The organism is Vibrio crassostreae (genome assembly GCF_024347415.1).
GTDB classification, from domain to species: domain Bacteria; phylum Pseudomonadota; class Gammaproteobacteria; order Enterobacterales; family Vibrionaceae; genus Vibrio; species Vibrio crassostreae.
Genome location: NZ_AP025476.1, coordinates 1,249,888 through 1,274,360, shown reverse-complemented (window position 1 = coordinate 1,274,360; position 24,473 = coordinate 1,249,888). Strand labels below are relative to the sequence as shown.

Below are 24,473 nucleotides of genomic sequence, written 5' to 3'. Positions count from 1 at the left end.
TAACGCAATTATTTTTCGACGATAAATAACACCTTTATTTGTGCGGACAACCTACGATATGGTCATTAACCATGCCTGTCGCTTGCATGAACGCGTAACAGATTGTTTCCCCTACAAACTTAAAGCCTCTCTTCTTCAAAAACTTACTCATCGCTTTAGATTGCTCGGTAGAAGCGGGAACTTGAGACATCTCGGTCCATTGATTCACAATCACCTCATTATCAACAAACTGCCATAAAGCATTTGAAAGAGAGCCGAACTCTTTCTGTAATTCAAGCGTAGCTCGCGCATTGTTGTATACCGAAGCAATCTTGCCCTTGTGTTTAACGACATCGAAGTTTTCAATGATGTGCGGCACGTTGTCTTCATTCAACTCAGCTAACTTGTTTAACTCGTAATTATCGAATGCAGCACGATAGCCTTCGCGTTTTTTGAGTATCGTAATCCAACTCAGGCCAGCTTGAGCACCTTCTAACGTAATGAACTCAAATAACACTTGGTCATCATAAACAGGCACGCCCCACTCTGCATCGTGATACTCCCTTTCAAGCTCATGTTTCAGTGCCCACGCACATGTTCTGTCCACTGTATTTGCTTCCATCTCGATGGTCTCTTTTTAGTAATCGTACATAAAAATAATGCCCCAGAAAGGGGCATTATTTCAAAGGTTAGTTGACGTTAAGCAACTTCAATTTTATGGAATAGACGATACAGCACAGGTACTACGATTAGCGTGAGTACAGTCGCAAAGCCCAAACCAAACATAATGGTTACCGCCATTGGTTTGAAGAAGATATCTGGTAGTAGAGGGATCATACCAAGAATGGTTGTGATCGCCGCCATACATACCGGACGAACACGACTCAGTGCCGCATCAACAACCGCTACATATGGATCTTTACCTGACTTCATCTCAATCTCAATTTGATCAAGCAGTACGATACCGTTCTTCAGAAGCATCCCAGATAGACTCAAGAAGCCCAACAGCGCCATAAAGCCGAATGGTGTGTTCAAGGCTAACAAGCCTGTCGTAACCCCTATCAAGGCGAGTGGTACTGTTAACCAAACTATCAGAGGCTCTTTCACCGAGTTAAACAAGAACACAGTGATTAAGAACATGAACAAGTAACCCAAAGGCATGGTTGTGAACAGTGACGCTTGTGCGTCTGCCGACGACTCATATTCACCGCCCCACTCCAATGAATAACCCGGTGGCATCTCAATCGCTTCAATTTGTGGTTGTAAGCGTTTCTGTAAAGTTGATGCTGTCTCTTCACCCAGTAGATCGGGATCCGCCATTACCGTCAGCATACGCTTACGGTTCTTACGGATGATCAGTGGATCTTCCCATTCCAGTTCGTAACCTAGCGTTACTTGTTGAAGTGGGATGTACTCACTTAGTGCTGGGCTCCAAATCTTCATGCCTTCGATGTTACGGATATCAACACGCTCATCTTCAGGCAAACGAGCCACGATAGGCATCAGCGTAGTACCATCACGGTACACACCAATCGATTTACCAGAGAAAGACATCGCAAGGAAATCATCGACATCAGACTTGGTGATGCCATAACGACGCGCTTGACTTTCGTTGAACTGAGGCTCTAACACCTTAGTTCTATCACGCCAATCATGACGAATATTAAATGCTCCAGAATCAGCTCGCATGATATCCATCACTTGAGCGGCAATTGAACGTAATACTGTTGGATCAGAACCAACAATTCGCGCTTCAATCTTCGCACCACCACCAGGGCCTAATTCAATCTGCTTGAGCTTATAGTCGATCTCAGGGAACTGACCATTTACGTGCTCACGAAAGCGTTTCATCAGCCCTTCAAGCACTTCGTAGCTCTTCACACGGACCGTTATTTCGCCATACGCGCTATAACTTTTCTCTGGTGCGTAAGTCAGCATGAAACGTTGCAGGCCTTTACCCGCAGTCGTCGTGATGTGCTCAACTTCGTCCTGATCAGCTAACCAACTCTCAAGCACTTTAAGCTTGGTATTGGTCGCTCGAATATCAGTACCTTCCGGCATCCAGACGTCAACTTGGAACATCGGTGTTGTCGAGGATGGGAAGAAGGCTTGTTTTACAAAACCAAAGCCGTAAACGCTTGCGCCCAAACCAATAATCAGAACAAACATGGTTAACCAAGCACGCTTCATACAGAACTCAAGGAAGTTTTTGTAGATCACAAAAACCATCCCGTTGTATGGGTCTTTACCTTCGTTCTCTGAGTCGACCTTTTGACCTTTAAAGAACATGTCAGCAAAGAACGGCGTGAGCGAGATGGCAGTAAACCAACTCAGCATCAAAGAAATCAGTAGCACCGTGAACAAGGTGCCACAGTACTCACCTGTTGAGTCCTCGGATAAACCGATAGGCGCAAAAGCAGTCACCGCAATAACGGTTGCCCCCAACAGCGGCCATTTGGTTTGGGTAACGATATCGGTGGCGGCCTGCATCCGGGTTCGCCCCTTCTGCGTGCCGATCAATATCCCTTCCACCACCACAATGGCATTATCCACCAGCATCCCCAGAGCGATAACCAACGCGCCTAATGAGATACGTTGAAGGTCAATCTTGAAGTACTGCATGAAAATAAAAGTACCGAAAACGGTCAACAACAAGATCAAACCGATCAACAGACCAGAGCGTAGCCCCATGAAGAACAGCAGAACCACGATTACAATCGCAACCGCCTGCCCCAAACTCACCACAAATCCACTTACTGACTTATCTACCTCTTTGGGTTGGTTATAAACCTCAGAGATATCGATACCGATGGGCTGCTGATATTTCAGCTCGGCAAGTCGTCGGTCAAAGGCTTCACCCACAGCAACCACGTTGACACCTTGCGCAAAAGAGACACCAAGGTTGAGTGCAAGCTTACCGTTGTAGCCAATGATATTACTTGGTACTTCAACATAGCCACGAGTGACGTCAGCTACGTCTTTCAAATAGATAAGACCTTGAGCACCACCTTCTGTCAGAATCAAATCGCCGAGCTGTTCAACATTCTGGAACTCACCCGTAGGGTGGATACGAATGTATTCATCACCAATTCTCACTGCACCAGCACTTGATACAATGTTTTGAGTCGATAAAAGATTAAATACCGTGCTTGGAGACAGACCTAAGGAGCTTATCCGCTTCATTGATATTTCAATGAAAACTTGCTCTTGTTGCTGACCAGAAACAGAGACCTTACTGACCCCATCAACCAACTCCAGCTCTCGCCTTAGATAATCGATGTAATCTAGAAGCTCTTTGTAACTGTAGCCATCGCCCGTTACCGCGAGCAAAATACCGTAAACGTCACCGAAGTCATCGATAACTTGAGGGTCATTCACGCCTGGCGGCAGTTCGACCTTCAAATCATTCACTTTTCGACGAAGTTCATCCCATATTTGCGGAAGATCATCAGGCCCGTAGTTATTCTTCATCGTTACCGTTACCTGAGACAGGCCACGGCTTGAGATAGAGTTAACTTCATCCACATAAGTAAGCTGCTGAATCGCTTTCTCTAGTGGATAGGTCACTTCCTCTTCCACTTGCTGAGGGGTCGCCCCAGGGTAAGAGGTCACGACCATTGCATCTTTAATGGTGAAGGCAGGATCTTCCAGACGACCCAAACCAAAGAATGCAGAAACACCACCAATAAGAAAAATCAGAGATAGCATCCAGCTGATGACTTTGTTGCGTATAAAGTAAGAAGCAACACCTGTGATCTGATCATCACCCTGTTGATCGTCATTTTGAGGCTTGTTATTCACTTCACTCATTGTTCGTCTCCTGAGACAATACTTCCACTGTCATCCCATCTCGCAATCGCGATACGCCTGCAACAACGACATGCTGCCCCATTTCTAATCCTTTCATTATCTGCAATGTTTTCTGGTTTGCTTTTCCTAACACGACTTGTTGTTTCGAGACTGTTTTGTCGTCGTTAAGAACCCACACATAAGAGTTTTTACGATCCAGTTCATCACCGTCGGCATTGAATACCGCTTCGATCGGGATAAGTACGCCAGCTTTTAGCTCCAAACCGATATCTCGTCCGTTTGAGGTCACATCAACGGCCATACCATCAAGAATTAAATCGTCTTCTGGCATCGGCAAAGCTAGTGTCACCGTGAACGTACCCGTACTTGGATCCGGCTCAGTGGTGAACTCTTTAATACCTGCGGTGTATTCATTACCGCTTGGCACTCGCACCACAGCTTCCACGTTCGAGAGCAGCGTTTCATTGGGCTGATTCACATAGATTTGGTCAGGGAGCTGAATGACAACTTCGACATCCTCGACACTGTGAATGTTCACAATCTGTTGGCCTACCTGAATATTTTCATATTGGTCGACACTCACACGAGAGATAATCCCATCAACTGGGGCTCGAAGATTAGTGAAAGACAGACGCAGTTTCGCTAGCTCTAATTCGGCATAAGCGATCTGACGTTGAGCGGCGATTTCATCAAACTGCGATTTCGCCAATAGCCCTTTCTTCACCAACGGACTTGAACGTCTGTATTGGCTGTTGATTACCGTGTAACGCGCCTGAGCGTTGTCCACATCCAATTGATAATCGGTTGGGTCGAGCTCTGCAATGATGTCACCGGCTGAAACTCGTTCGCCTTCTTTCACATCAAGCTTGTAGATCTCACCCGCTACTCGGAAACTAAGATGAGCTTTCTCAGCCGCGTTTGCGACCGCTGGGAAATAAAGCTTGTCGCTAAAATCGATGACTGAAATCTCGACAGCTTTAACTAAGGGTGTGTTGTCCACTTCTACAACTTGTTTATCTTCACAAGCAGTTAGTAAGGCTAAACACGACAGCCCTGCGGCCACTTTAAGTGTTTTCATGTTATAGCCCCCTTTCCTTGATCCACTCTCGAACTTTAACGCCCGGCTCAAGTCCATTAACGCCAGAAGTGACAATGCGGTCTCCATCATTCAGCCCAGAGACGATATGGCGTTTTTCATCAATGACGATTGCTACGTTCTCAACAATTCCGTCGTTGTTTACGCGCCATACAGACACATCATCGCCGTCAGTTATCATGGCTGACGTAGGGATTTTGGTCGCAGCAGCTTGCGCAGAAACAAGTCTTACCGTGCCAGACATTCCCGGTAAAATACCGATATCCGTTGGCCTTTCCATTACCATGGTTACCTTGTATGAACCCGTTTTTGGATCCGCTTCGGTATCAACTTCTTGGAAAGTCAAAACGTAAGGGTTCTCAGGAAACGCATCAAATACCATGGTTGCATCGGTTTCAAACCCTGAAGAAAAGCGCGTGATAAGTTGGTCGGGTAATAAGAAAACGACTTTAAGAATCTGATTGGTTTGAATATTCATCACACCTTGTTTCGCGGCGATGTATTCATGGTTTTCAGCAGGAATGATGGAAATCGTTCCATCGTAAGGCGCAACCAGAGTGGTGTAACGTAGATTTGCCTTAGCTTGGTTTAGGACAGCTTTAGCCGAATTGTGGTTAGCTTTCGCTTGGTCGAAATCTTGCTCTGAAACTACTCTATCTTTACGCAGCTTGATCGAACGTTGGTATTGAACATCAGCAAGCTTAAAGTTGGCTCTCGCTTGCTTCTCTAACAGCTGATATTCATCAGGGTTAAGCGTTGCAAGTTTGTCACCTTTGGTAACCTGTTGACCCGATGTAACATCGATAGTCTGAAGTAACCCAGGAACACGGAACGCAAGAACGGCTTTATCGCCAGCTTCTGTGGTGGCGGGAAAACTACGTTCAAAGGCATTATTACCGACGGAAACGGTGAAGAGTTTGGCGGGTCTAGATTCAGGCTCAGGTACGGGAGGAAGCTCCTTACCACACCCAGACAACCCAGCTAAGGCCGTCAATAGGACAAGGGAGGCTCTATACATTGGTGATCATCCATATCTATAAATATTTTTATAACATAGATTAATCGCATGTAACTTACCAGTCAGCGTAAGATTTATTTAGAGAAAATTATTAAAAAAAATAACGGCTTGGAATAAATTTTCCTAAACCGTTATCTAATCTTTTTTAGGTTTTAGCGCTACATGTTCTTAAATTCGCGATTCACTTTAAACGTGTCTGAGGTGACATAAGCTTCCATGTTGCGGACACTGGTCTCTAACTTCTGGAAATCACCCTCTAAAGTGCCTAGTAAAGACTCCGCAGTTTGCCCCTTTTCCCAAGGCTTCTGCTTCAGCGTATGCTCTTGTTTGGCTTTCATCTCATCAACATACTGAGGTGGTTGTTTTTCAAGCATAAATGTCAAAGCTAAATACGCTAATAAGACCAGAAAACTACCACCGAGCAGTGCTGCAGAGATAACTAAGATTCGAACCAGCCAAACTTCAAGGCCAAAGTAGTTCGCTAAGCCCGCACACACGCCAGACAATTTGCCGTTAATGGGATCGCGATACAGTTCTCTACTCATAGTTTCGTCTCCAATTAGGCGACTCCGCATCCAGTATTTTTTCTAGTGTTTTCACACGATCTTGCATCGATTCTGCTTGCGCTGAAAGCTTGTGCAGGCGCTGAAGATCCGTTTCTGAAAGACCGTTACTGGATTTCTTCTTGCTGCGGTAATGTAAGAATAACCATAGCGGTGCCACGAAGATCAAGAAGACAATCAGTGGACCTGCAATTAGAAATGTTGACATAGAAAACTCCTAAATTATTTATCGCGGTTTTCAACTTGTTGCTTCAGTTTCGCTAGCTCTTTTTCAATTTCGTCTTGAGCTTGTAGCTCGGCAAATTCTTGGTCTAACGATTTTGCGTTGCCTGTTTTTGCGTAAACGTCAGCTTCAGCTTCTAATTCATCCACTTTACGCGAGAATTGCTCAAACTTCGCCATTGCTTCGTTGGTTTTGCTTGAATGCAGATGCTTTTGAACATCACGACGATTGCTCGCAGCATTATTACGAATCATCAATGCTTGCTGCTTTGCACGAGTTTCTGCAATTTTAGTTTCTAGCTTGCCAATCTCACTGGTTAGCTTCTCGATGGTTTCATGAACCAATGTTTGTTCTGTATGAAGGCTCTTGATGATGTCTTCAAGTTTTTGCTTTTCAATCAGCGCTGCTCTCGCCAGATCTTCGCGTTGTTTAGTCAGTGCTAGTGTCGCTTTATTTTGCCAATCTAGAATCTGAGTTTCGATAGCTTCAACTTTACGCGCTAGCTCTTTCTTGTCTGCGATAGCTTTTGCCGAGTTAGTGCGAACTTCTACCAGCGTGTCTTCCATTTCTTGGATAATCAGGCGAATCATCTTTTCAGGATCTTCAGCCTTATCTAATAGTGCACTGATGTTTGAATTTACAATGTCTGCAAAGCGAGAAAAAATACCCATGAGGAACTCCTTAATTACAATGATGGCAAATGCGTTCTAAATCGTTGTTCGACCCTTTACTCACTTGCTCGCAAATTTACGTTTGTTATTAAACCTACCATAAGTAATCCAAGTAGCATGCCAACTTTTAAGGCATTAATTATCAGTAGCTTACAATGTAATGGCGATTAATCTGAACCATGCTATGATGAATTTAACCAAGTATTGGTATTTTTCACCACTACAGCCTAAATGACTTCCATCAGCGCTCAGCTAATACAAGGACCCGCTATGCAGCAGAACCTCATTGGTGAATCCCCTAGCTTTCTCTCTGTTTTGGATAAAGTTTCTCAACTGGCTCCAATCGAAAGACCCATAATGATCATTGGCGAGCGTGGTACGGGTAAAGAATTGATCGCACAAAGGCTGCATTACCTTTCAAGACGTTGGGATCAGCCTTTGATCTCGCTGAACTGTTCAACCCTCAGCGAAGGTTTGATTGATTCTGAGTTGTTTGGTCATGAATCAGGTTCTTTCACGGGCTCAAAAGGCCGTCATCAAGGCCGCTTTGAAAGGGCGGAGGGCGGCACTCTGTTTCTTGATGAGCTGGCAACAACCCCGCTTGCAGTTCAAGAAAAGTTGTTACGTGTTATTGAATACGGACAATATGAACGTGTCGGCGGACAAAAAGCTTTAAGTGCGAATGTAAGACTGGTGTGTGCGACCAATGCCGACTTGCCAGACATGGCATTAAAGGGCGAATTCCGAGCGGATTTACTTGATAGATTAGCGTTTGATGTAATTACTATCCCACCTCTTCGTGAGCGCAAAGAAGACATCACGCTGCTAGCAGAATACTACGCGATTAAGATGTGTCGTGAATTGGAATTGGAGCTGTTTGTCGGTTTTGCCCCATCAGCCGTTGAGGCGCTGTTGGATTACTCTTGGCCGGGGAATGTACGAGAACTCAAAAACGTCATTGAGCGGGCAATCTATCAACATGGTAAGAATCCATATCCTATTGAATCTTTGGTGTTTAACCCATTCAAACCAGCATGGAAAACAGAACAAGATTCGACGCCAGAAACTGGCAATGCTCAGTCCAACAGCCATACTTCATCTGATAGCGCTTTTTCTTTGCCGTTGGATTACAAAGCATGGCAGGAGCAGCAAGACATCAAGCTACTCAATCAAGCCTTAAAACAAAGCAAGTACAACCAGAAGCAAGCCGCTGAATTACTCGGGTTAACCTACAACCAATTACGAGGAATGGTGAGGAAGTACGCGATTGTCGGACAAGCTAACGATAAATAGCTGCCCACACTAGATTATTATTTGGAGCCGAATAAATAAAATGTTAAATTGTCCGGATCTTGAGGCTCCTCTAACGCCTCGTTTCGAAAAGTATTTCTTTTTATGAAAGCACTAATAAAACTATCACTGAGCATCTGCACGCTGAGCTTTCTAGCTGGATGTGGTGAGAGTGTGGATCACGAGCAAATCCGTGAAAAAGGCTTCATTTATTGCGGCCAAGGTAATCCTAGTACCTTCAACCCACAGCTGGTTGATAGTGGTATTACCGCAGAATCACTGAGCCCTCAAATCTTCGATACACTGCTCACTCTTGATCCGATGACTTACCGACCAAAGCAGAACTTGGCGACAAGTTGGTCTGTTGATAAATCTGGTACAGAGTACACGTTCAAACTGCGCCCAAATGTTGCGTTCCAAACTACAGACTGGTTCACCCCAACTCGTAGCATGAATGCGCAAGACGTGGTGTTTAGCTTTGAACGTGTCATTGATAGTTCAAACCCATTTCATTATGTAGGCGGTGGCCTATATCCATGGTTTGCCGGAATCGACTTCAAAAACCTGATCGTCGATATCACAGCAGTTGACGACCTAACGGTGAAATTCCAATTAAGTCGCCCAGACAATTCATTTCTCAACAATATCGCCACCAGCTATGCGGTCATTCATTCTAAAGAATATGCCAATAAGCTCATTGCTGCGGACGAGAAAAATCAAATCGATTCCAACCCGGTCGGCACAGGTCCTTTCTACTTAGACGAATACCAGATCAATGACCTAGTTCGCTTGAAAAAAAACAAGCACTACTGGAAGGGAGAAGTACAAATGGACCAAGTTGTGTTTGATACTTCACAACGTGGGACAGGCACACTTGCCAAGCTTCTCCGCAGTGAGTGTGACGTGTTGAACTCACCGATTTCTAGTCAGATCCCTATTATTCAAGCTCATGAAGAGCTGAAAATTTCGGCTACACCGGCGGTTAATGTCTCTTTCATCGCGCTGAATACTGAGCACCCTGCACTGCGCGATTCTCGAGTTCGTAAAGCGCTCAACCTAGCCATCAATCGTCAGAACATTCTTGATTCTGTGTATTACGGTACAGGTACTAAAGCCTACACATTGCTTCCTCCTACGTCTTGGGCTTACCAAAAAGACAGCGTTCAAGTTCGTTATGATCGAAACTATGCAATTGCGCTTCTCAAAGAAGCTGGTGTTGAACCTGGATTAGAGCTTTCGATGTGGGTACCACTAGAGCCACGCGCATACAACCCAAGCCCAAGAAAAACCGCAGAATTGATCCAAGCAAACTTGGCCGATATTGGTATCGAGCTGAAACTCTATACCGACGATCGATTTGACCGCACACAGTTATCCTCTATTTCCTCAACAGACTTGTTGCTTACTGGCTGGATAGGCAATACGGGGGATCCAGATAACTTCTTGCGTCCACTTCTATCATGCAGCTCAGAACGCGCAGGATTAAACGTCTCTATGTGGTGTAATTCAGACTTTGATTTCCTTCTCGACTTAGCATTAGAGATCAATCAACAAAGGCACCGTGTGAACTTGTATCGACAAGCCCAAAACATTCTCAATGAAGAAGTTCCTGTGATCCCTCTCGCTCACGGCGTGCAATTCCGCGTGCACGATCGTTCGCTAACCGGTTTTAAACAGAGCCCGTTCAATGCTCAACCTTTTGACCAAGTCAGAAGAGAGGTGCAGTGATGTTTTGGTATACATTAAGACGTGTAAACTTATTCATTATTACGTTGGGGATTCTGACGTTAGTGGGTTTTGCCCTGCTTCGATTAGACCAAACCTCACCTTGGGCGATTCAAGATTTCTGGCCCGGTTGGATCAGCTATATCACTGAATTATCGACACTAAACTTTGGTCTAAGCAAACACGGTGTACCTATCATCGATGAGTTGGCCGTTGTATTCCCTGCAACGTTAGAACTGTGCTTCTTTGCCTTTGTGCTTGCGCTGTTTATCGGCATCCCTTTCGGCACGATTGCAGGTATGAGACAAGGTAAGTTTGTCGATACGACAATATCGTTTACCTCTATGGCCGGTTACTCTGCACCTATATTTTGGGTCGCATTGTTGATGATCATGGTATTTTCTCTGCACTTTGAAATGTTCCCGGTTGGCGGTCGATACGACCTGCTTTACGAAATTGAACACGTGACTGGCTTCGCGATGATAGATGCCTTTTTTGCCGAAGGCCGTTACCGTGCACACGCACTACAAAGTGTTATCGAGCATATGGCGTTGCCTTGCCTTGTTTTAGCGCTCGCCCCAACGACTCAGGTAATCCGATTGATGAGAGCATCAGTAGCTGAAGTGATGACTCAAAACTACATCCGCGCCGCGCGAATTAAGGGTCTATCAACTAGAGAGATCATCACTCAACACGTGTTGAGAAATGCAATACCACCGATTATTCCTAAGGTCGGCGTTCAACTATCAAGTATGTTAACGCTTGCTATTATTACCGAGTCTATCTTTAACTGGCCGGGTATTGGCCGCTGGTTATTGGATGCATTATCGAATCAAGATTATGTTTCAATTCAAGCAGGCGTAATTGTAGTGGCAACCTTGGTTTTGACTGCAAATATTCTGTCCGATCTACTGGGCGCGATGATCAATCCACTGGTAAGGAAGGAATGGTATGCTAACAAATAACGTCTACCAAGAAGAACAGATTCCAACCCAGTTCGAACGTTTCTGGCGCAGCTTCCGTAGCAACAATCTGGCGATGTTTGGCTTGTGGTGTTTGGTGCTTATCATTCTAGTTACCGTCACTTCACCGTGGTTAGCACCACATGATGCACAAGAGCAAACGGGACATCTTCTAACCCCTCCCTCGTGGGACCCTGCGGGTACGGTTGAATACTTTCTAGGTACTGATGACTTAGGCCGAGACATTCTTTCTCGCCTAATAATTGGCTCTCAACTTACTTTCGGCGCTGCGGTGGTGATTACCTTTATCGCAGCAGTCATTGGCTGTCTGATTGGCGTACTTGCCGGGATGACGCGTGGGTTGCTATCAAGCACGCTCAATCACCTGCTTGATACCGTGATGTCAATCCCATCTCTTCTGCTGGCGATTATCTTCGTAGCATTCCTTGGCTTTGGTGAGTTTAATATCTTGCTTGCCTTGTGCTTGGCACTGATTCCGCGCTTTATTCGCTCGGTGTACATTGCCGTGCACGCTGAAGTAGAGAAGGACTACATTCTGGCATCTCGCCTTGATGGTGCGAACGATTTCTACCTACTATGGAACTCAATCCTTCCTAACATTCTTACCGTGGTCGCTCTTGAAGTGACTCTGGCACTGTCAGTTGCAATTCTTGATATCACGGCGTTAGGTTTCTTGGGGCTTGGCGCTCAAGCACCAAGTACGGAATGGGGCTCTATATTAGGAGATTCGGTCGAGTTGATTTACCTTGCGCCATGGACAGTAACCCTACCCGGCTTAGCTATTATGTTTACAGTTATCGTGATTAACCTCGTCGGTGAAGGTGTTCGCCAAGCGCTAAATGCAGGAATCGAATAATGCCGTTACTTGATATTCGACATCTAACCATCGAAATTGAGACCCCTCAAGGGATGGTTAAAGCAGTAGATCGAATGAGTATTACCCTCAATGAAGGAGAAATTCGTGGCTTAGTAGGTGAGTCTGGCTCAGGTAAGAGCTTGGTTGCAAAGGCAATTGTCGGGGTTTGTAAAGAAAACTGGAAGGTTTCTGCAGACCGAATGCGCTTAGGTAATATCGACCTGCTGCAACTGACGCCGAAAGAAAGGCGACGAGTGATCGCACGCGATATCGCGATGATCTTCCAAGAGCCATCGACCTGTCTTGACCCTTCTGAAAAAGTAGGCAACCAACTCATTGAAGCGATTCCTTCCCACGCATTTGAAGGTCGTTGGTGGCAGCGATTTAAGTGGCGTAAGAAGCAGGCCATAGCGTTACTGCACAAAGTAGGTATCAAAGACCACTCTCGTCTAATGGACAGTTACTCTTATGAACTGACCGATGGTGAGTGTCAGAAAGTCATGATCGCAATGGCGATAGCTGCCAAACCAAAAGTCTTAATAGCGGATGAGCCAACCAACGATTTAGACCCAATTACGCAGTCTCAAATACTGCGTCTGTTGAGTCGTATGAATCAGATCAATAACACGACCATCGTGCTGATCGGCCATGACTTAACTACCATTACCCAATGGGCGACTCGTATTACCGTTATGTACTGTGGCCAATCTGTAGAATCTGCTGATACGCAGAAACTATTGGATGCACCTAAGCACCCGTACACCGTTGCTTTGCTAAAAGCGATGCCAGACTTTAACGACTGGATTCCCCACAAGGAGAAGCTACAGTCTTTACCAGGATCAATTCCGCCGTTGCAACATCTACCTATTGGTTGTCGGTTAGGCCCACGTTGCCCATACGCGCAAAGGCAATGTGTGGAGATCCCACATACTAAACGTATCAAGAACCATAAATTTAACTGTCACTTCCCTCTGAATATGGAGAAGAAAAAGAAATCATGAGTGCATTATTAGAAGTCAGTGATCTATCTAAAGACTTTACGACTCGCTCTGGTCTTTTTCGTAAGAAGATTCATCAGGCGGTGAAGCCGGTTAGCTTTTCCCTTGAAGCAGGCCAGACGATTGGTTTTATCGGTCAGAATGGCTCTGGGAAATCAACATTAGCGAGAATGCTCGCAGGCATGGTTGAACCGACTGCGGGCGAGATCCGCGTGAACGGCGAAAAGCTAGAACACAAAGACTATTCAACTCGTTGTAAGCTGATTCGAATGATCTTCCAAGATCCGAATACATCACTTAATCCACGCATTCAGATTGGTCGAATTCTTGAAGGCCCATTGAAGCGAAATACCAACATGCCACCAGAAGCCCGTATGCGCCGCGTGAAAGACACGTTATTACGCGTTGGTCTCCTTCCGGAACATGCTTACTTCTACCCTCAGATGCTTGCTGCGGGCCAGAAACAGAGGGTTTGTTTGGCTCGTGCCTTGATACTTCAGCCATCCATCATTGTCGCTGATGAAGCGTTAAATGGTTTGGACATGGCAATGCGCTCTCAAATTATTAACTTGTTCTTAGAGTTGCAAGAAGAGATGGGCGTGTCGTTCGTTTACGTATCTCAACACCTAGGTATTGTTAAGCACATCACCGACAAGATCATCGTGATGCACGAAGGCAATGTGGTTGAGAGCGGTGAAACGGATCAAGTGCTGACCAACCCAACTCACCAAATCACGCAAAGACTGGTTGAGAGTCATTTCTCCAAAGCGCCCAACCACTAAACTGGTTTAGCTTTTCACTCGCCACTAGAGGGGGTAACGCATGCTAACAAAAGCTTCAATGCTTCCCCTCTTGCTTGCAACTCTCTGCTTTAACGCCGTAAGCACTCCGCTTACTTGGTTAGATAGAACCTTCGTTGAAAATGCGTTTTATAACGTCGCGCTGCAACACGAATATTCCCAAGGCAATAAACCACTCGCCAAATGGAAACAACCGATCAAGATTTGGATTGATCATCGAGTGGGCGATGAAGAACTGCATCAAGAGCTCACCGAGCTTCATATCCAACATCTATCCGAAGTCACTCAACACCCTATAACAATCGTCAGCAAAGAATCTGAAGCGAACGTTAAATGGATATACACGAGGCAGAGCCAGTGGGTGTCAGAGGCGAAATCGGTACTGAAACTCAAATCGACTCAGCATTTAAATAACGCTATCTGCACGGCGGGTTATCAAACCAATTCTAAAAGTGAGATTGTTTACGCTGGGATTGTGATTCCCGTAGATCAGGCAAGATCGCGAGGTAAGCTAGTCGCCTGTATCGTAGAAGAGATCACACAGGTTCTAGGTCTGCCGAATGATTCAGATAAAGCCTACCCTTCTATTTTCAACGACCACACGCCAGAAGACTTGTTATCACCTTTAGATGTGGTGCTACTGCAACTACTGTATGAACCAGAATTGAAAGCTGGAATGACAGAATCGGAAGTAAAACCTATCGTTCGAAAGGTACTGAAGAGATACAGTAAAACAGGTGTGCTTCAACAAGCTTCTAAAGCCGCACAGCAAGCGCCCTTGTATCAGTTGATTGGGTATTGAACGAATATACGTTGGAAGCAAGCTTAGGTGGGATAATTGAATGATAGCGCTGCCTGAGAAAGGCAACGCTGACTTACGGTGTTACTGTATAACGAAAGAACTAGCGCTTAGCTGCCTGTTTCTTCAACTCGAAATCGAACTCATCAGGGAACAAGATAACGCCCTCTTCTTGTTCGTTCGGGAACACCACAACAGCAAGCTCGTCGTCTTCTAGACCATTCGTCCAGCGACTATGCCATTTGTTTAGCGAGATAGACTCAGCTTTACACTCAGACCAATCACCCGTTGCCCATGACTCTGCGAACTCTTGGTTTGGCCATACTGGAACACAGTCTTCATCTTCTGTGTTCAGCATTACACAACCGTGTTCATCGGTTAAGATCCATACTTCACGGTTTGCTACGATTTCTTTCACACAGTACTTCAGGCGTTGCTCGCCCGTATACTTGTTGATTTCAGCGATTTTTTTATCGTCTAGCTGTGTAGTCATCTTAATTTCCTACTTTAGTCAGTAACTTTGTTCTTAAAGCTATTTTATGCCGAGTACTTTTAACTTCAAACATTATCGATGAAGAAGAAAATCTACTTCAAAGAAAAACGCCTGCTAAAGTAGCAGGCGTTTATTATTTAAGTGACTTGATTAAACAAGCTCACCTTGTAGCCAAGGCCAGCCTTGCTTCTTACGGCTTAGTGTATTTTCCATCATCAATACGCCGTCTTTCTCGTGCTTAACCAATTTCTCAGCCCACTCACCTTTGTAAAGAAGACGAGTTTGCGCAGTAGTGATGTCAGTTAGCATTACCGCAGCAAATGCTAGACCGTCTTTCTCACAACGCTCTTCAAGATCAGCTTCTAGAGCTTCAATCATGCCGTCTACTTGCTCAAGAGTCGCAAGTTCAACTTGACCAACAACAACATCGCGACCATTGAATGGGTAGCCTTTAAGGTCTTTTTCTACTAGCTGTGCAGCAGATAGGCCTTCGATGTTTGTCTTAGCGATTAGAAGTGCTTTGATGAATGCATCAACGTCTTCTACACCTGCGATTTCAGCAAGTTCAGCAACCGCGTCTTTGTCTTTTTGAGTACATGTTGGAGATGCGAAACCAACTGTGTCTGAAAGAATTGCAGACATCATTAGCTTAGCGATTTGTTGAGAGATAGCGTGACCTTCAATCTTGAACATGTTGAAAAGTACAGTGTTTGTACAACCAACAGGCCAGATCCAAGCTTCCATTGGGTTTACTGTCATCACATCGCCTAGACGGTGGTGATCGACAATACCTACGATCTCTGCTTCAGCAACATCGTCTGGTGCTTGTGCTAGATCTGAGTAGTCTACTAGCCAGATTTTCTCACCAGCAACAGAAGTACGAAGCTCTGGTTTTTCAGCGCCAGCAACTTCTAGAATGTGTTGAGTTTCGCGGTTGATCTCGCCTTGGCGAATTGGTGTCGCTTCCTCGCCACGAGCTTTAAGAAGCTCTGTTGCAACTAACGCACTACAAATACTGTCACTATCAGGGTTTTTGTGACCAACAACTAAAATCATGTTTCTTCCTATTACACTAACAATTATGACTCTACCTTTAGAGCCTCTCTTTATTAGCCATACTTTACCTCATTTTTTTAGATTGGTCATGTTTCGTAGGTTTAGCCAATAATAACAATAGATAAAAAAACAACAAATGCAATTGATAATTATTATCATTCGTATATATTTATCTTAAGCCACTATTGTTGAGTAACACCTATGGATCGACTAATCTCTTTTTTGCCAAGCAGCAGCGCTGCGAAAACAACTCAGTTTTCACTCTCATTTAAGCGCCTGCTTTTACCCATCTCACTAGCAGCATTGGTTGCAGCCCCGGCTACACGAGATCTGACGGTGACCACGCTGTCAGATGCCTTCTGGGCAGTGTCTTGCTACGTTGCTTTAACTTTGGCTATTTACCACGGGTTAAGCCTTTACATCAACAAAGACAATGTATTCAACAAGCTTGTACATCAGTCTCGTTCAAACCAAGTGGTGTTTGCCGCTTTGATGGGCGCACTGCCCGGTTGTGGTGGTGCGATTGTGGTTACTACACAGTTTATATCCGGCAAACTTGGGTTCGGCGCGGTTGTTGCTGTACTTGTCTCCACCATGGGCGATGCTGCCTTCTTGTTGATAGCAAGTGAGCCTAAAACCGGTTTAGCTATGATGGCGATGGGCGTGATTGTGGGTACAGCGTCAGGTCGAATCATTAACCTATTCCATGCCGATGACTTCTTACGTCCAAAACAGGCTGAGCAAAATGAAGCCGTTCGCAGTTGCTCATCTCAATCCCAAGACAAAGAATCCGTCTCTAAAAAAGCGATCAACCTGCAAGGCTACCTATGGTCTGTGCTGATTATTCCCGGTGCTGCGGTGGCTCTACTTGGCTCTTTTCAAGTCGATGTTAACAAGTTGCTCGCGTTGCCTGAAATGTCGATGGAATGGGCGGGAACAATCTTACTGATTAGCTCAATGTTTCTATGGGGTCTGACCCGTGAAATTGAGGATTACAAATCAGCTGTGAGTGAGGACGAAAAATGTATGGGCTCTCATCCACTGCAAAAGACCGCTCAAGATACAAACTTTGTTACCGCTTGGGTGGTGGTTGCCTTTCTTTTCTTTGAGTTCGGCTCTGTCATTGCAAATGTCGATTTTGCGACTCTATTCTCAAGCTGGGGCATCATGCTCCCCCTGGCTGGCGTGTTGATGGGTTTGCTACCGGGCTGTGGACCACAATTATTGGTCACTAGCTTATACCTTTCAGGCGCACTACCACTTTCGGCTCAGGTAGGTAACGCAATTTCAAATGATGGTGATGCACTATTTCCTGCGATTGCGATGGCACCGAAAGCAGCACTGGTCGCAACCTTGTATTCAAGTGTGCCCGCTTTAATCTGTGCTTATGGCTATTGGTTTATGTTTGAGATCTAACGTGATCAGACTTAACTCCATAGGCTTCTGTAAGGTCGGTACTTTGTATCGGCCTTTTTGTTTCCGTCTGCTTAAGTCCTACCACAGGTTCTTTTTACATTCCCTTCCTACTTCATTGTTTCTACAACTGCTCCAAACAGCGTTACAGCCTGTCTCAAAAACGCCCTCTATTGGCCCTGTACAATGCTTATTTAAAAACAGCAATACAGACATCTAAAATACAAAAAGCCCCTGTAAAAATGCTTACAGGGGCTTTAATTCAAGCTTTAATCTTAGCTTTTAAGCGAGATGCTTAAGAAACTTCGATTGGACCACCGAATGAAGTTACTGGAGGCAGTTTGCCTTGGAACTTCTCGAAGTCTACCAAACATGTGTTTGCTGACGTTGCTTGAGCAAGTTCAGACGTACCGATATCTTGAGTCAGTGTGTTTGGATCGCCGTATGTATCTAGCGCGCCCACTTTCTCGTTAATCGGACCGTACCAAGCACCTTCTTCGATACGAACAACACCAGGAGCATAACTATCCATTAGAACAGCACCCGCTAGTAGTTGACCACGGTCGTTGAACACACGTACTACGTCGCCATCTTTGATGCCTTTCTTCTTAGCATCTACTGGGTTGATGTAGATTGGCTCACGACCTTGTACCGCGTAAGTCGCACGCCACTCTTCAGATTCACACATCTGAGAGTGAAGACGCTTGTCTGGGTGACAAGATTGTAGCCAGTACGGGTGTTTGTCAGAACCTGGACCACCGTGTGAACGTTCAGATTTCTCGAACCACATTGGGTGTTCTTGACAGTGCTCGTAACCCATGTTGCCTACAGTACGGCTTGTGATTTCGATGAAACCAGAAGGTGTACCTAGAGCATTGATCTCTGGGTCTTCACGGAATGAAGCGTGACGAGTCCATGGCTTACCTTTACCGAAGTCTAAGAAACCTTTTTCCCAGAACTCAGCAAACTCAGGCATTTCGAAGCTGCCTTCGTTTGAAGCGCGACATTCGTCGTACAGAGATTTAACCCACTGCATTTCGTCCATACCACGCGTGTAATCGTCGTAACGACCCCAACGCTTAGTTAGGCTAGACATGATCTCGAAGTCAGTCTTAGACTGGAACAGAGGATCAACTAGTTTGTGCATCGCGATCAAACCACGGCCAGAGTATGCACCGTAACCATCGATATCGTTACGCTCCCACTGAGTACATGCTGGAAGCACGATATCAGAGTGACGACAAGTTGCAGTCCAAGCGAAATCAACAGCTACTACAGTTTGTAGGCTCTTGAATGCTTTACGCATCTTGTTGCGATCTTGGTGGTGGTGCCACGGGTTGTTACCACTGAATACCATCATTTTGATATCAGGTAGTGTTACCGTTGAACCGTTCGCTTTGATCTTCTTACCTGGCTCTAGCAGGCTATCTACCCAACGAGCAACAGGGATTACGCGGCTGTAACCGTTGTAATCAGCGTTAGTGTGCTTAGGCGATTGACCTTGGTCGATGTTCAGCGGGAAAGAACCCGGAGCAGCGAAGCCAGTTGAAGATACACCGATACCTGAGTAGTGGTGACCGTAAGAGATACCACCGCCAGGTAGACCAATTTGGCCAACCATTGCTGCGATAACTGCACACATCCAGTAAGGCTGTTCACCGTGCTCTTGACGTTGGATACTCCAACCCACAAGAATCTGTGTGCGACCGTTAACCAGCATCTTAGCGAATTCACGGATAGAGTCCGCGCTTGCACCACAGATTTCTGCAGCCCATTCTGGTGTCTTCTCAACTTTATCTTTCGTTTCACCTTGAACGTACTTGATGAAGTCTTCAAAACCTAGACAGTAAGTTTCGATGAACTTCTTGTCGTAAAGGTCTTCGTTGTAAAGAACGTGAGCAACACCCAGCATGAACGCCACATCAGTTTGTGGGTTGATGTACATTTGCTCGTTTTCTAGGTAACGGCCTGTTTTGTTTTTAACAGGGTCAACAGAAACAACGTTGATCTCTTTCTTAGCAACTTTTTCTTTCAGCTGTTCTAGGTATGCGAACGACTCGTGCGTCTCACATGTCCAACCTACTTGCAGGTTTTTCACTGGATCGTTACCCCAAAGAACAATGTTGTCACTGTTTTCTAAGATAAGTTCCCAAGATGTACCTTGTGCGTAAACTTCAGTCGAACCTAGCACGTAAGGCATGATCGTTTGACCAGCACCTGTTGAGTAGTCACCGATTTTCTTCACAGAGTAACCGTGAAGTGCCATTGCACGTTGCATGTGGTTAGTACAGCTGTGGAACTGACCAGTTTGTCTCCAACCAGTTTGACCGGTGTGAAGCGCCCATGGACCGTAATCTTTCTGTACGCGCTCTAGTTCACGGTAAACAAGGTCTAGTGCCTCATCCCAAGTCACACGAATAAAGCGGTTGTTACCACGCGTATCTGCGCTGTATTTATGCTTCTTCAACCAATCTAGGCGAACCATTGGGTAACGCACACGTGATGGGCTGTAGATAATACCTTTAATACCTTTCAACATCTCAGTTGGGTGTTGATCGATTTCTAGAGGTTTAATTTCTTGTACTTTACCCGCATAAACACGAGCTCGGAATGCACCCCAGTGAGAACCAGAGACTTTCCACGCGCCGTCTGTTTCTGCAGCAGACGCTGATGCCGACGCCAATAAGCTTGGACCGATAACCGATGCCGCACTTGTAGTAGCGACACCTTTCAGAAAACTTCTTCTTGTAATTGCCATTGTGTTACTCCAATTGACGTCTTATTAGTGATGGCCTTCAGAAAAATCTGATGAGTGCTTCTGTAGATACTTAAGAACAAGTGCTTCTGTATCTGTATCGAAGTTAACGAACGCAATCATACCATCTAGCATGCCTACCCAACCGTTAGCGCTGAAGTGAGCTTCATCTGGCTGTGAGTGACACGTTGAACAGTTAGATTGGTACGCTTGACCCGCTGCGTTCCAGATTGGATCGAAGTTATCAACCATAGACTCTTTCTTCATCCAAAGTGCTAGGTTAACTTCTTCCCAAGGAAGACCAGTTAGCTCATCTTCTTTCTTCTCACCAACAGTGATTACGTCACTTTGAGATACTTCTTTCGTCAAGATTGCAGTCGAGATGTTCATACCGAAGTCTTCTTGGATTACACGTCCGAAGCCTTTCGCTTTACGCCAACCGTCGATTTGAATCTTAATCATGTCGCCTTTTTCGTCGATCACTGCAACTTTACTTGCAGGGCTTAATAGACCCGCTTCAACTGTTGCTGTCTCATCCGTATACATTGGTAGGTGACGAATAGAGATTACGTCTGAACCATTTGCGTAAGATGTGCTGCTTGCTACATTTTCTAGCTCGCCAACAATACCGCTTGCTGATGCCATATCTAATGGAAGGTTGTGAGCAATACCTTTGTGGCAGTCAACACAGCTTTGATCACGCTCTGCCGCGTTTTTCATCTGGATACGCGCTGTTGGGCGCATGTTTTCGAAATCCATTGAATCGTAGTTGTGGCAGTTTTTACACTCTAGAGATTTGTTCGAAGAGAAACGATCCCATTCATGTTTAGCCAATTCGATACGACGAGCTTCGAATTTCTCAGGTGTATCTAGGTCACCAAATACTTGAGCGAATACTTCTTTAGATGCTTGCATCTTACGAGCGATTTTTGCTGTCCATTCATGTGGAACGTGACAGTCAGGACAAGTCGCGCGTACACCAGAAGTGTTTTTCCAGTGAACCGTTTCTTGTAGTTCTACGTATACGTTGTCACGCATGGTGTGACAGCTTACACAGAATTCTTCTGTATTTGTGTGCTCTAGAGCTGTGTTAAAACCGCCCCAGAAAATAACACCGGCGATAAAGCCACCCATAGTTAGTACACCAAGACTGATGTGTACCGCAGGGCGAGTCATTGTGCGCCATAATTTAACTAAAAATGATTTCATGTTTAGCTCTCTTAAATATTGATTTTAAAAAATGTTGTTACTAGAGGGCATTACATGCCGCCGTGAGCACCTGGAGGTCCGAATACAAACACTTGCAGTGCCCAAACTAGGAAGCCGTAGCCGCCTACAAAAGCCACACTTAATATTGGAAAGAGAACCACCGCGATGAAGAGGAAAGACTTCCACTCCAACGAGCGTTTTTCGCCAGTTTCAATTTTATTAACATCACTCATACATTTTGCCTATTTTGTATTTAGTAATTTCGAGTAACCCATTCTATGGGGCTAAAGTTCTTAAGTATCTAACAACAAATTTTAGACCATACTCAAAGTAGGGTTCAATCAAATCTCCTGTTATAACCCTTGCTAATCAATACTTTTTTGAGCTCATCCAAAGTTGTTTTTAGTTAAACAAAGTTATTAAAAAGTATTAACAAATGTGAAGAATTAAGTATATTTCACAAATGTTAAATTCCAACACTCACGCAACCTTATTGTAACCAATTTTAACGTTTTACCTACTAAGTAGTAGCTAAAAATGCCTTAAACAACCAATATTTTGTACTTTGGTTGTTAAATAATTGAGCACTTTTTGAATCGACGGGTTTGAAGCTGAAATGCATCATTTGGCACTTTCAGATATGATGGGGACCTACTTAAAAGGAAGCTCTATGCAAGACGTTATTGATATATCTTGGTGGCAGTTGTTGCTCTTCGGTTCACTTCTCTTTCTGCCCATTGCCATCAACCACAAGCTGAAACTCGGCCTTGGAAAAGAAGCCTCTATTAGCATCATTCGCATGGTTATTCAGCTGTTTCTTGTGGGTCTTTACCTAGAATATTTATTTACTTTGAATAGTTTGTGGGTCAATTTGTTGTGGTTATTTGCCATGATAATTGTCGGTGCGAGCTCGATTGTTGAGAAGTCTAGGCTACCGAGACAGCTATTATTAGCGCCTGTTGCCGTAAGCCTTGCCGTAACCTGTGTACCCATCGTCTTGTTTATCTGCTTTTTCATCATTAAACCGACACCGCTTTTTAACGCGCAGTACCTTATCCCGATCGCAGGAATGTTATTGGGTAATAGCTTAAGCAGTAATATAGTGGCATTGCAGAACCTGTTTGGTGCTTTTGAAACACAGAAATCAGAATATGAAGCAGCAATCGCGTTAGGCGCGTCTCCCTCCTACGCTGCAGCACCGTTTGTACGCAATGCAATACAGAAAGCGATGTCCCCTATCATGGCCTCTATGGCAACCACAGGCTTAGTAACGCTGCCAGGAATGATGACAGGACAAATTCTTGGGGGGGCGTCACCGATGATCGCGATTAAGTATCAACTGATGATCATGCTGGCGATTTTCGTGATGATGAGTTGCTCTTTGGCGCTTGCGCTTCACCTCTCATTGAAGACTTCCCTGACCAAAGAAGGTCGAGTCCTCGCTCAAATACAACCTTCAAAATAACCTCCCCACTCCCTTTAGATCTGGTTACTCACTGAATTTGAGACAGGTTATCCACAGAAATTGTGGATAACCAAATCAAGATAGATCCTTTTTTGTCCACTTTCACCCGAGAAAAGATCATTACCGTTGATCCTTCGGTGTTTTCAAAGACATATACACATATGGTGAGCAGCGCTGTTGAGTGTTCAGATGATCATTAGAGGGGTGAAGAAGTAGGTTTTCCACAAATAAAAAACGGCCTGCAATGCAGACCGTCTTGTAAATGTCATAAGTCAGTTCAGTGTTTCCACTGAGCTTTAGCGCATCTCGTCAACTGAGTTAAGTACGCCACTTTTGTTGATAGAGCCACCTTTATTAGTCACGCAGGTAGATCAACCAATACCACATGCCGACAAAGATACCACCGCCAATGATGTTACCGATAGTAACGGGCAGCAAGTTGTTCATCAAAAAGTCCACCATGTTCAGATCAACATAGTCCGCTGGGTTAGCGCCTGTCATTGTCCAGAATTCAGCAGGAGCAAATGTTTTAATGCCGATAGCTAAAGGGACTTGGAACATATTCGCAATACAGTGCTCGAAACCAGCTGATACGAACATCGCAACAGGTAAAATCATTACCGCGATTTTGTCGGTAAGTGTACGTCCACTAAACGTCATCCATACCGCGATACAAACCAATACATTACACATTATACCAAGCGCGATAGCTTGGATAAAATCATGGTGCATCTTGTGTTGGGAAATCGCCATTGCATTTAAACCAACCTGGCCATGGTCAAACATGTACTGTTTGGTCAGAAGCATACATGCCACCAGCAACAATGCGCCAATCAAGTTACCTACATAAACCGTAGCCCAGTTCTTGACGAGCGTGCGCCAAGTAATTTTGCCACTTGCGCGAGCAACCAGAGTAAGCACCGAACTGGTAAATAACTCACCACCGGTAACAACAACGAGAATTAAGCCCAAGCTAAATGCAAGGCCACCTAATAGGCGAGTAATACCCCAAGGCAAATCACCAGCACCGGTTGTTACGATGGTGTAGAACACAAACGCAATACCGATATGGATGCCAGCTGAAATCGCTAGGAGAAAAGATTTGATTGGATCTTTAGTTGCTTTACCTACGCCAATATCTGCAGCGCGCTCAGCCATTTGTGGCGGTAATAATGAGTCAAATTGGTTTAGATTCATGATGATTTACATTTTGAAACATGTCGTCGGGAGCGCGATAATCCTCTCTTTCATTTCTGAATTCAAGAGCTATT

Annotated in this window: 22 protein-coding genes; 9 read left to right on the top strand and 13 right to left on the bottom strand. The window is 44.9% G+C overall.

The genetic code is table 11. The features are described 5' to 3' along the window. Positions 1 to 34 precede the first annotated feature (34 nt). The 7 genes from OC193_RS05920 to pspA all read right to left on the bottom strand — a co-directional run bounded on the left by OC193_RS05920 (position 35) and on the right by pspA (position 7,360). A complete protein-coding gene (locus OC193_RS05920) occupies positions 35 to 601 on the bottom strand; it encodes a DNA-3-methyladenine glycosylase I (protein WP_048658336.1) in 567 nt (188 codons plus the stop codon). 77 nt (positions 602 to 678) lie between these two features. After that, positions 679 to 3,789, bottom strand: coding sequence for an efflux RND transporter permease subunit (locus tag OC193_RS05915; RefSeq protein WP_048664064.1), 3,111 nt, complete (start codon positions 3,787 to 3,789; stop codon positions 679 to 681). Continuing rightward, positions 3,782 to 4,867: an efflux RND transporter periplasmic adaptor subunit gene (locus tag OC193_RS05910; protein ID WP_048664065.1), complete on the bottom strand. Its 1,086-nt coding sequence runs from the start codon at positions 4,865 to 4,867 to the stop codon at positions 3,782 to 3,784. The genes OC193_RS05915 and OC193_RS05910 overlap by 8 nt, the downstream gene beginning before the upstream one ends. 1 nt (position 4,868) lies before the next feature. Then, complete coding sequence (locus OC193_RS05905; RefSeq protein ID WP_048664066.1) at positions 4,869 to 5,903, bottom strand: efflux RND transporter periplasmic adaptor subunit; 1,035 nt, start codon at positions 5,901 to 5,903, stop codon at positions 4,869 to 4,871. A 158-nt stretch (positions 5,904 to 6,061) separates the two neighbouring features. Further along, entirely contained in the window at positions 6,062 to 6,448 is a 387-nt protein-coding gene (gene pspC / locus OC193_RS05900; RefSeq protein WP_026084203.1) for an envelope stress response membrane protein PspC, read from the bottom strand. Then, positions 6,441 to 6,674, bottom strand: a complete 234-nt coding sequence (gene pspB / locus OC193_RS05895; protein ID WP_004734605.1) for an envelope stress response membrane protein PspB — start codon at positions 6,672 to 6,674, stop codon at positions 6,441 to 6,443. The genes pspC and pspB overlap by 8 nt, the downstream gene beginning before the upstream one ends. A 14-nt stretch (positions 6,675 to 6,688) precedes the next feature. Continuing rightward, entirely contained in the window at positions 6,689 to 7,360 is a 672-nt protein-coding gene (gene pspA / locus OC193_RS05890) for a phage shock protein PspA (protein ID WP_010440091.1), read from the bottom strand. 270 nt (positions 7,361 to 7,630) lie between these two features. On the opposite strand from pspA, the gene pspF reads away from it, so the two are divergent. The 7 genes from pspF (at position 7,631) to OC193_RS05855 (ending at position 14,814) form a co-directional block, all read left to right on the top strand. Then, the gene (gene pspF / locus OC193_RS05885; RefSeq protein ID WP_048664067.1) at positions 7,631 to 8,653 is read left to right on the top strand and encodes a phage shock protein operon transcriptional activator; all 1,023 of its coding nucleotides are present in this window, start codon (positions 7,631 to 7,633) and stop codon (positions 8,651 to 8,653) included. Positions 8,654 to 8,755: 102 nt separating this feature from the next. Then, positions 8,756 to 10,378 (top strand): ABC transporter substrate-binding protein SapA, encoded by a 1,623-nt coding sequence (gene sapA / locus OC193_RS05880; RefSeq protein ID WP_048658332.1) that lies wholly within the window; start codon positions 8,756 to 8,758, stop codon positions 10,376 to 10,378. Beyond that, positions 10,378 to 11,340, top strand: a complete 963-nt coding sequence (locus OC193_RS05875; RefSeq protein WP_048658331.1) for an ABC transporter permease — start codon at positions 10,378 to 10,380, stop codon at positions 11,338 to 11,340. Before sapA ends, OC193_RS05875 begins: the two co-directional genes overlap by 1 nt. Further along, positions 11,327 to 12,214, top strand: coding sequence for a putrescine export ABC transporter permease SapC (gene sapC, locus OC193_RS05870; RefSeq protein WP_048658330.1), 888 nt, complete (start codon positions 11,327 to 11,329; stop codon positions 12,212 to 12,214). The genes OC193_RS05875 and sapC overlap by 14 nt, the downstream gene beginning before the upstream one ends. Then, complete coding sequence (locus OC193_RS05865; protein WP_048658329.1) at positions 12,214 to 13,215, top strand: peptide ABC transporter ATP-binding protein; 1,002 nt, start codon at positions 12,214 to 12,216, stop codon at positions 13,213 to 13,215. Before sapC ends, OC193_RS05865 begins: the two co-directional genes overlap by 1 nt. Beyond that, positions 13,212 to 13,994, top strand: a complete 783-nt coding sequence (locus tag OC193_RS05860) for a peptide ABC transporter ATP-binding protein (RefSeq protein WP_017060304.1) — start codon at positions 13,212 to 13,214, stop codon at positions 13,992 to 13,994. The genes OC193_RS05865 and OC193_RS05860 overlap by 4 nt, the downstream gene beginning before the upstream one ends. Before the next feature lie 40 nt (positions 13,995 to 14,034). Beyond that, positions 14,035 to 14,814: a DUF2927 domain-containing protein gene (locus OC193_RS05855; RefSeq protein WP_048664068.1), complete on the top strand. Its 780-nt coding sequence runs from the start codon at positions 14,035 to 14,037 to the stop codon at positions 14,812 to 14,814. Between the two features lie 100 nt (positions 14,815 to 14,914). Here the strand turns inward: OC193_RS05855 and OC193_RS05850 are convergent, their stop codons facing one another. Next, positions 14,915 to 15,304, bottom strand: a complete 390-nt coding sequence (locus tag OC193_RS05850; protein WP_004734596.1) for a DUF2750 domain-containing protein — start codon at positions 15,302 to 15,304, stop codon at positions 14,915 to 14,917. Between the two features lie 150 nt (positions 15,305 to 15,454). Next, a complete protein-coding gene (locus OC193_RS05845; protein WP_048658327.1) occupies positions 15,455 to 16,360 on the bottom strand; it encodes a manganese-dependent inorganic pyrophosphatase in 906 nt (301 codons plus the stop codon). Between the two features lie 201 nt (positions 16,361 to 16,561). Between OC193_RS05845 and OC193_RS05840 the strand changes: the two genes are divergently transcribed. Beyond that, positions 16,562 to 17,776, top strand: coding sequence for a putative manganese transporter (locus OC193_RS05840; RefSeq protein ID WP_048664069.1), 1,215 nt, complete (start codon positions 16,562 to 16,564; stop codon positions 17,774 to 17,776). Between the two features lie 292 nt (positions 17,777 to 18,068). Here OC193_RS05840 and torA read toward each other — a convergent pair whose 3' ends face one another. The 3 genes from torA to torE are packed head-to-tail and all read right to left on the bottom strand — an operon-like array spanning position 18,069 to position 21,970. Further along, positions 18,069 to 20,531: a trimethylamine-N-oxide reductase TorA gene (gene torA / locus OC193_RS05835; protein ID WP_048664071.1), complete on the bottom strand. Its 2,463-nt coding sequence runs from the start codon at positions 20,529 to 20,531 to the stop codon at positions 18,069 to 18,071. A 24-nt stretch (positions 20,532 to 20,555) separates the two neighbouring features. Further along, positions 20,556 to 21,737: a pentaheme c-type cytochrome TorC gene (torC, locus tag OC193_RS05830; protein WP_004734592.1), complete on the bottom strand. Its 1,182-nt coding sequence runs from the start codon at positions 21,735 to 21,737 to the stop codon at positions 20,556 to 20,558. 50 nt (positions 21,738 to 21,787) lie between these two features. Next, the gene (torE, locus tag OC193_RS05825) at positions 21,788 to 21,970 is read right to left on the bottom strand and encodes a trimethylamine N-oxide reductase system protein TorE (RefSeq protein WP_008222628.1); all 183 of its coding nucleotides are present in this window, start codon (positions 21,968 to 21,970) and stop codon (positions 21,788 to 21,790) included. Between the two features lie 437 nt (positions 21,971 to 22,407). Between torE and OC193_RS05820 the strand changes: the two genes are divergently transcribed. Then, positions 22,408 to 23,202 carry an ABC transporter permease gene (locus OC193_RS05820; protein ID WP_048664072.1) on the top strand — a complete coding sequence of 265 codons (795 nt, stop codon included), beginning with the start codon at positions 22,408 to 22,410 and terminating at the stop codon, positions 23,200 to 23,202. A 354-nt stretch (positions 23,203 to 23,556) separates the two neighbouring features. Here OC193_RS05820 and focA read toward each other — a convergent pair whose 3' ends face one another. Beyond that, positions 23,557 to 24,399 (bottom strand): formate transporter FocA, encoded by an 843-nt coding sequence (gene focA / locus OC193_RS05815; RefSeq protein ID WP_048658323.1) that lies wholly within the window; start codon positions 24,397 to 24,399, stop codon positions 23,557 to 23,559. Positions 24,400 to 24,473: the final 74 nt, after the last annotated feature.

Bases quoted from the DNA above. Each gene is read 5' to 3' on its own strand.
- OC193_RS05920 (WP_048658336.1), bottom strand. From the start codon at position 601: ATGGAAGCAAATACAGTGGACAGAACATGTGCGTGGGCACTGAAACAT.
- OC193_RS05915 (WP_048664064.1), bottom strand. From the start codon at position 3,789: ATGAGTGAAGTGAATAACAAGCCTCAAAATGACGATCAACAGGGTGAT.
- OC193_RS05910 (WP_048664065.1), bottom strand. From the start codon at position 4,867: ATGAAAACACTTAAAGTGGCCGCAGGGCTGTCGTGTTTAGCCTTACTA.
- OC193_RS05905 (WP_048664066.1), bottom strand. From the start codon at position 5,903: ATGTATAGAGCCTCCCTTGTCCTATTGACGGCCTTAGCTGGGTTGTCT.
- pspC (WP_026084203.1), bottom strand. From the start codon at position 6,448: ATGAGTAGAGAACTGTATCGCGATCCCATTAACGGCAAATTGTCTGGC.
- pspB (WP_004734605.1), bottom strand. From the start codon at position 6,674: ATGTCAACATTTCTAATTGCAGGTCCACTGATTGTCTTCTTGATCTTC.
- pspA (WP_010440091.1), bottom strand. From the start codon at position 7,360: ATGGGTATTTTTTCTCGCTTTGCAGACATTGTAAATTCAAACATCAGT.
- pspF (WP_048664067.1), top strand. From the start codon at position 7,631: ATGCAGCAGAACCTCATTGGTGAATCCCCTAGCTTTCTCTCTGTTTTG.
- sapA (WP_048658332.1), top strand. From the start codon at position 8,756: ATGAAAGCACTAATAAAACTATCACTGAGCATCTGCACGCTGAGCTTT.
- OC193_RS05875 (WP_048658331.1), top strand. From the start codon at position 10,378: ATGTTTTGGTATACATTAAGACGTGTAAACTTATTCATTATTACGTTG.
- sapC (WP_048658330.1), top strand. From the start codon at position 11,327: ATGCTAACAAATAACGTCTACCAAGAAGAACAGATTCCAACCCAGTTC.
- OC193_RS05865 (WP_048658329.1), top strand. From the start codon at position 12,214: ATGCCGTTACTTGATATTCGACATCTAACCATCGAAATTGAGACCCCT.
- OC193_RS05860 (WP_017060304.1), top strand. From the start codon at position 13,212: ATGAGTGCATTATTAGAAGTCAGTGATCTATCTAAAGACTTTACGACT.
- OC193_RS05855 (WP_048664068.1), top strand. From the start codon at position 14,035: ATGCTAACAAAAGCTTCAATGCTTCCCCTCTTGCTTGCAACTCTCTGC.
- OC193_RS05850 (WP_004734596.1), bottom strand. From the start codon at position 15,304: ATGACTACACAGCTAGACGATAAAAAAATCGCTGAAATCAACAAGTAT.
- OC193_RS05845 (WP_048658327.1), bottom strand. From the start codon at position 16,360: ATGATTTTAGTTGTTGGTCACAAAAACCCTGATAGTGACAGTATTTGT.
- OC193_RS05840 (WP_048664069.1), top strand. From the start codon at position 16,562: ATGGATCGACTAATCTCTTTTTTGCCAAGCAGCAGCGCTGCGAAAACA.
- torA (WP_048664071.1), bottom strand. From the start codon at position 20,531: ATGGCAATTACAAGAAGAAGTTTTCTGAAAGGTGTCGCTACTACAAGT.
- torC (WP_004734592.1), bottom strand. From the start codon at position 21,737: ATGAAATCATTTTTAGTTAAATTATGGCGCACAATGACTCGCCCTGCG.
- torE (WP_008222628.1), bottom strand. From the start codon at position 21,970: ATGAGTGATGTTAATAAAATTGAAACTGGCGAAAAACGCTCGTTGGAG.
- OC193_RS05820 (WP_048664072.1), top strand. From the start codon at position 22,408: ATGCAAGACGTTATTGATATATCTTGGTGGCAGTTGTTGCTCTTCGGT.
- focA (WP_048658323.1), bottom strand. From the start codon at position 24,399: ATGAATCTAAACCAATTTGACTCATTATTACCGCCACAAATGGCTGAG.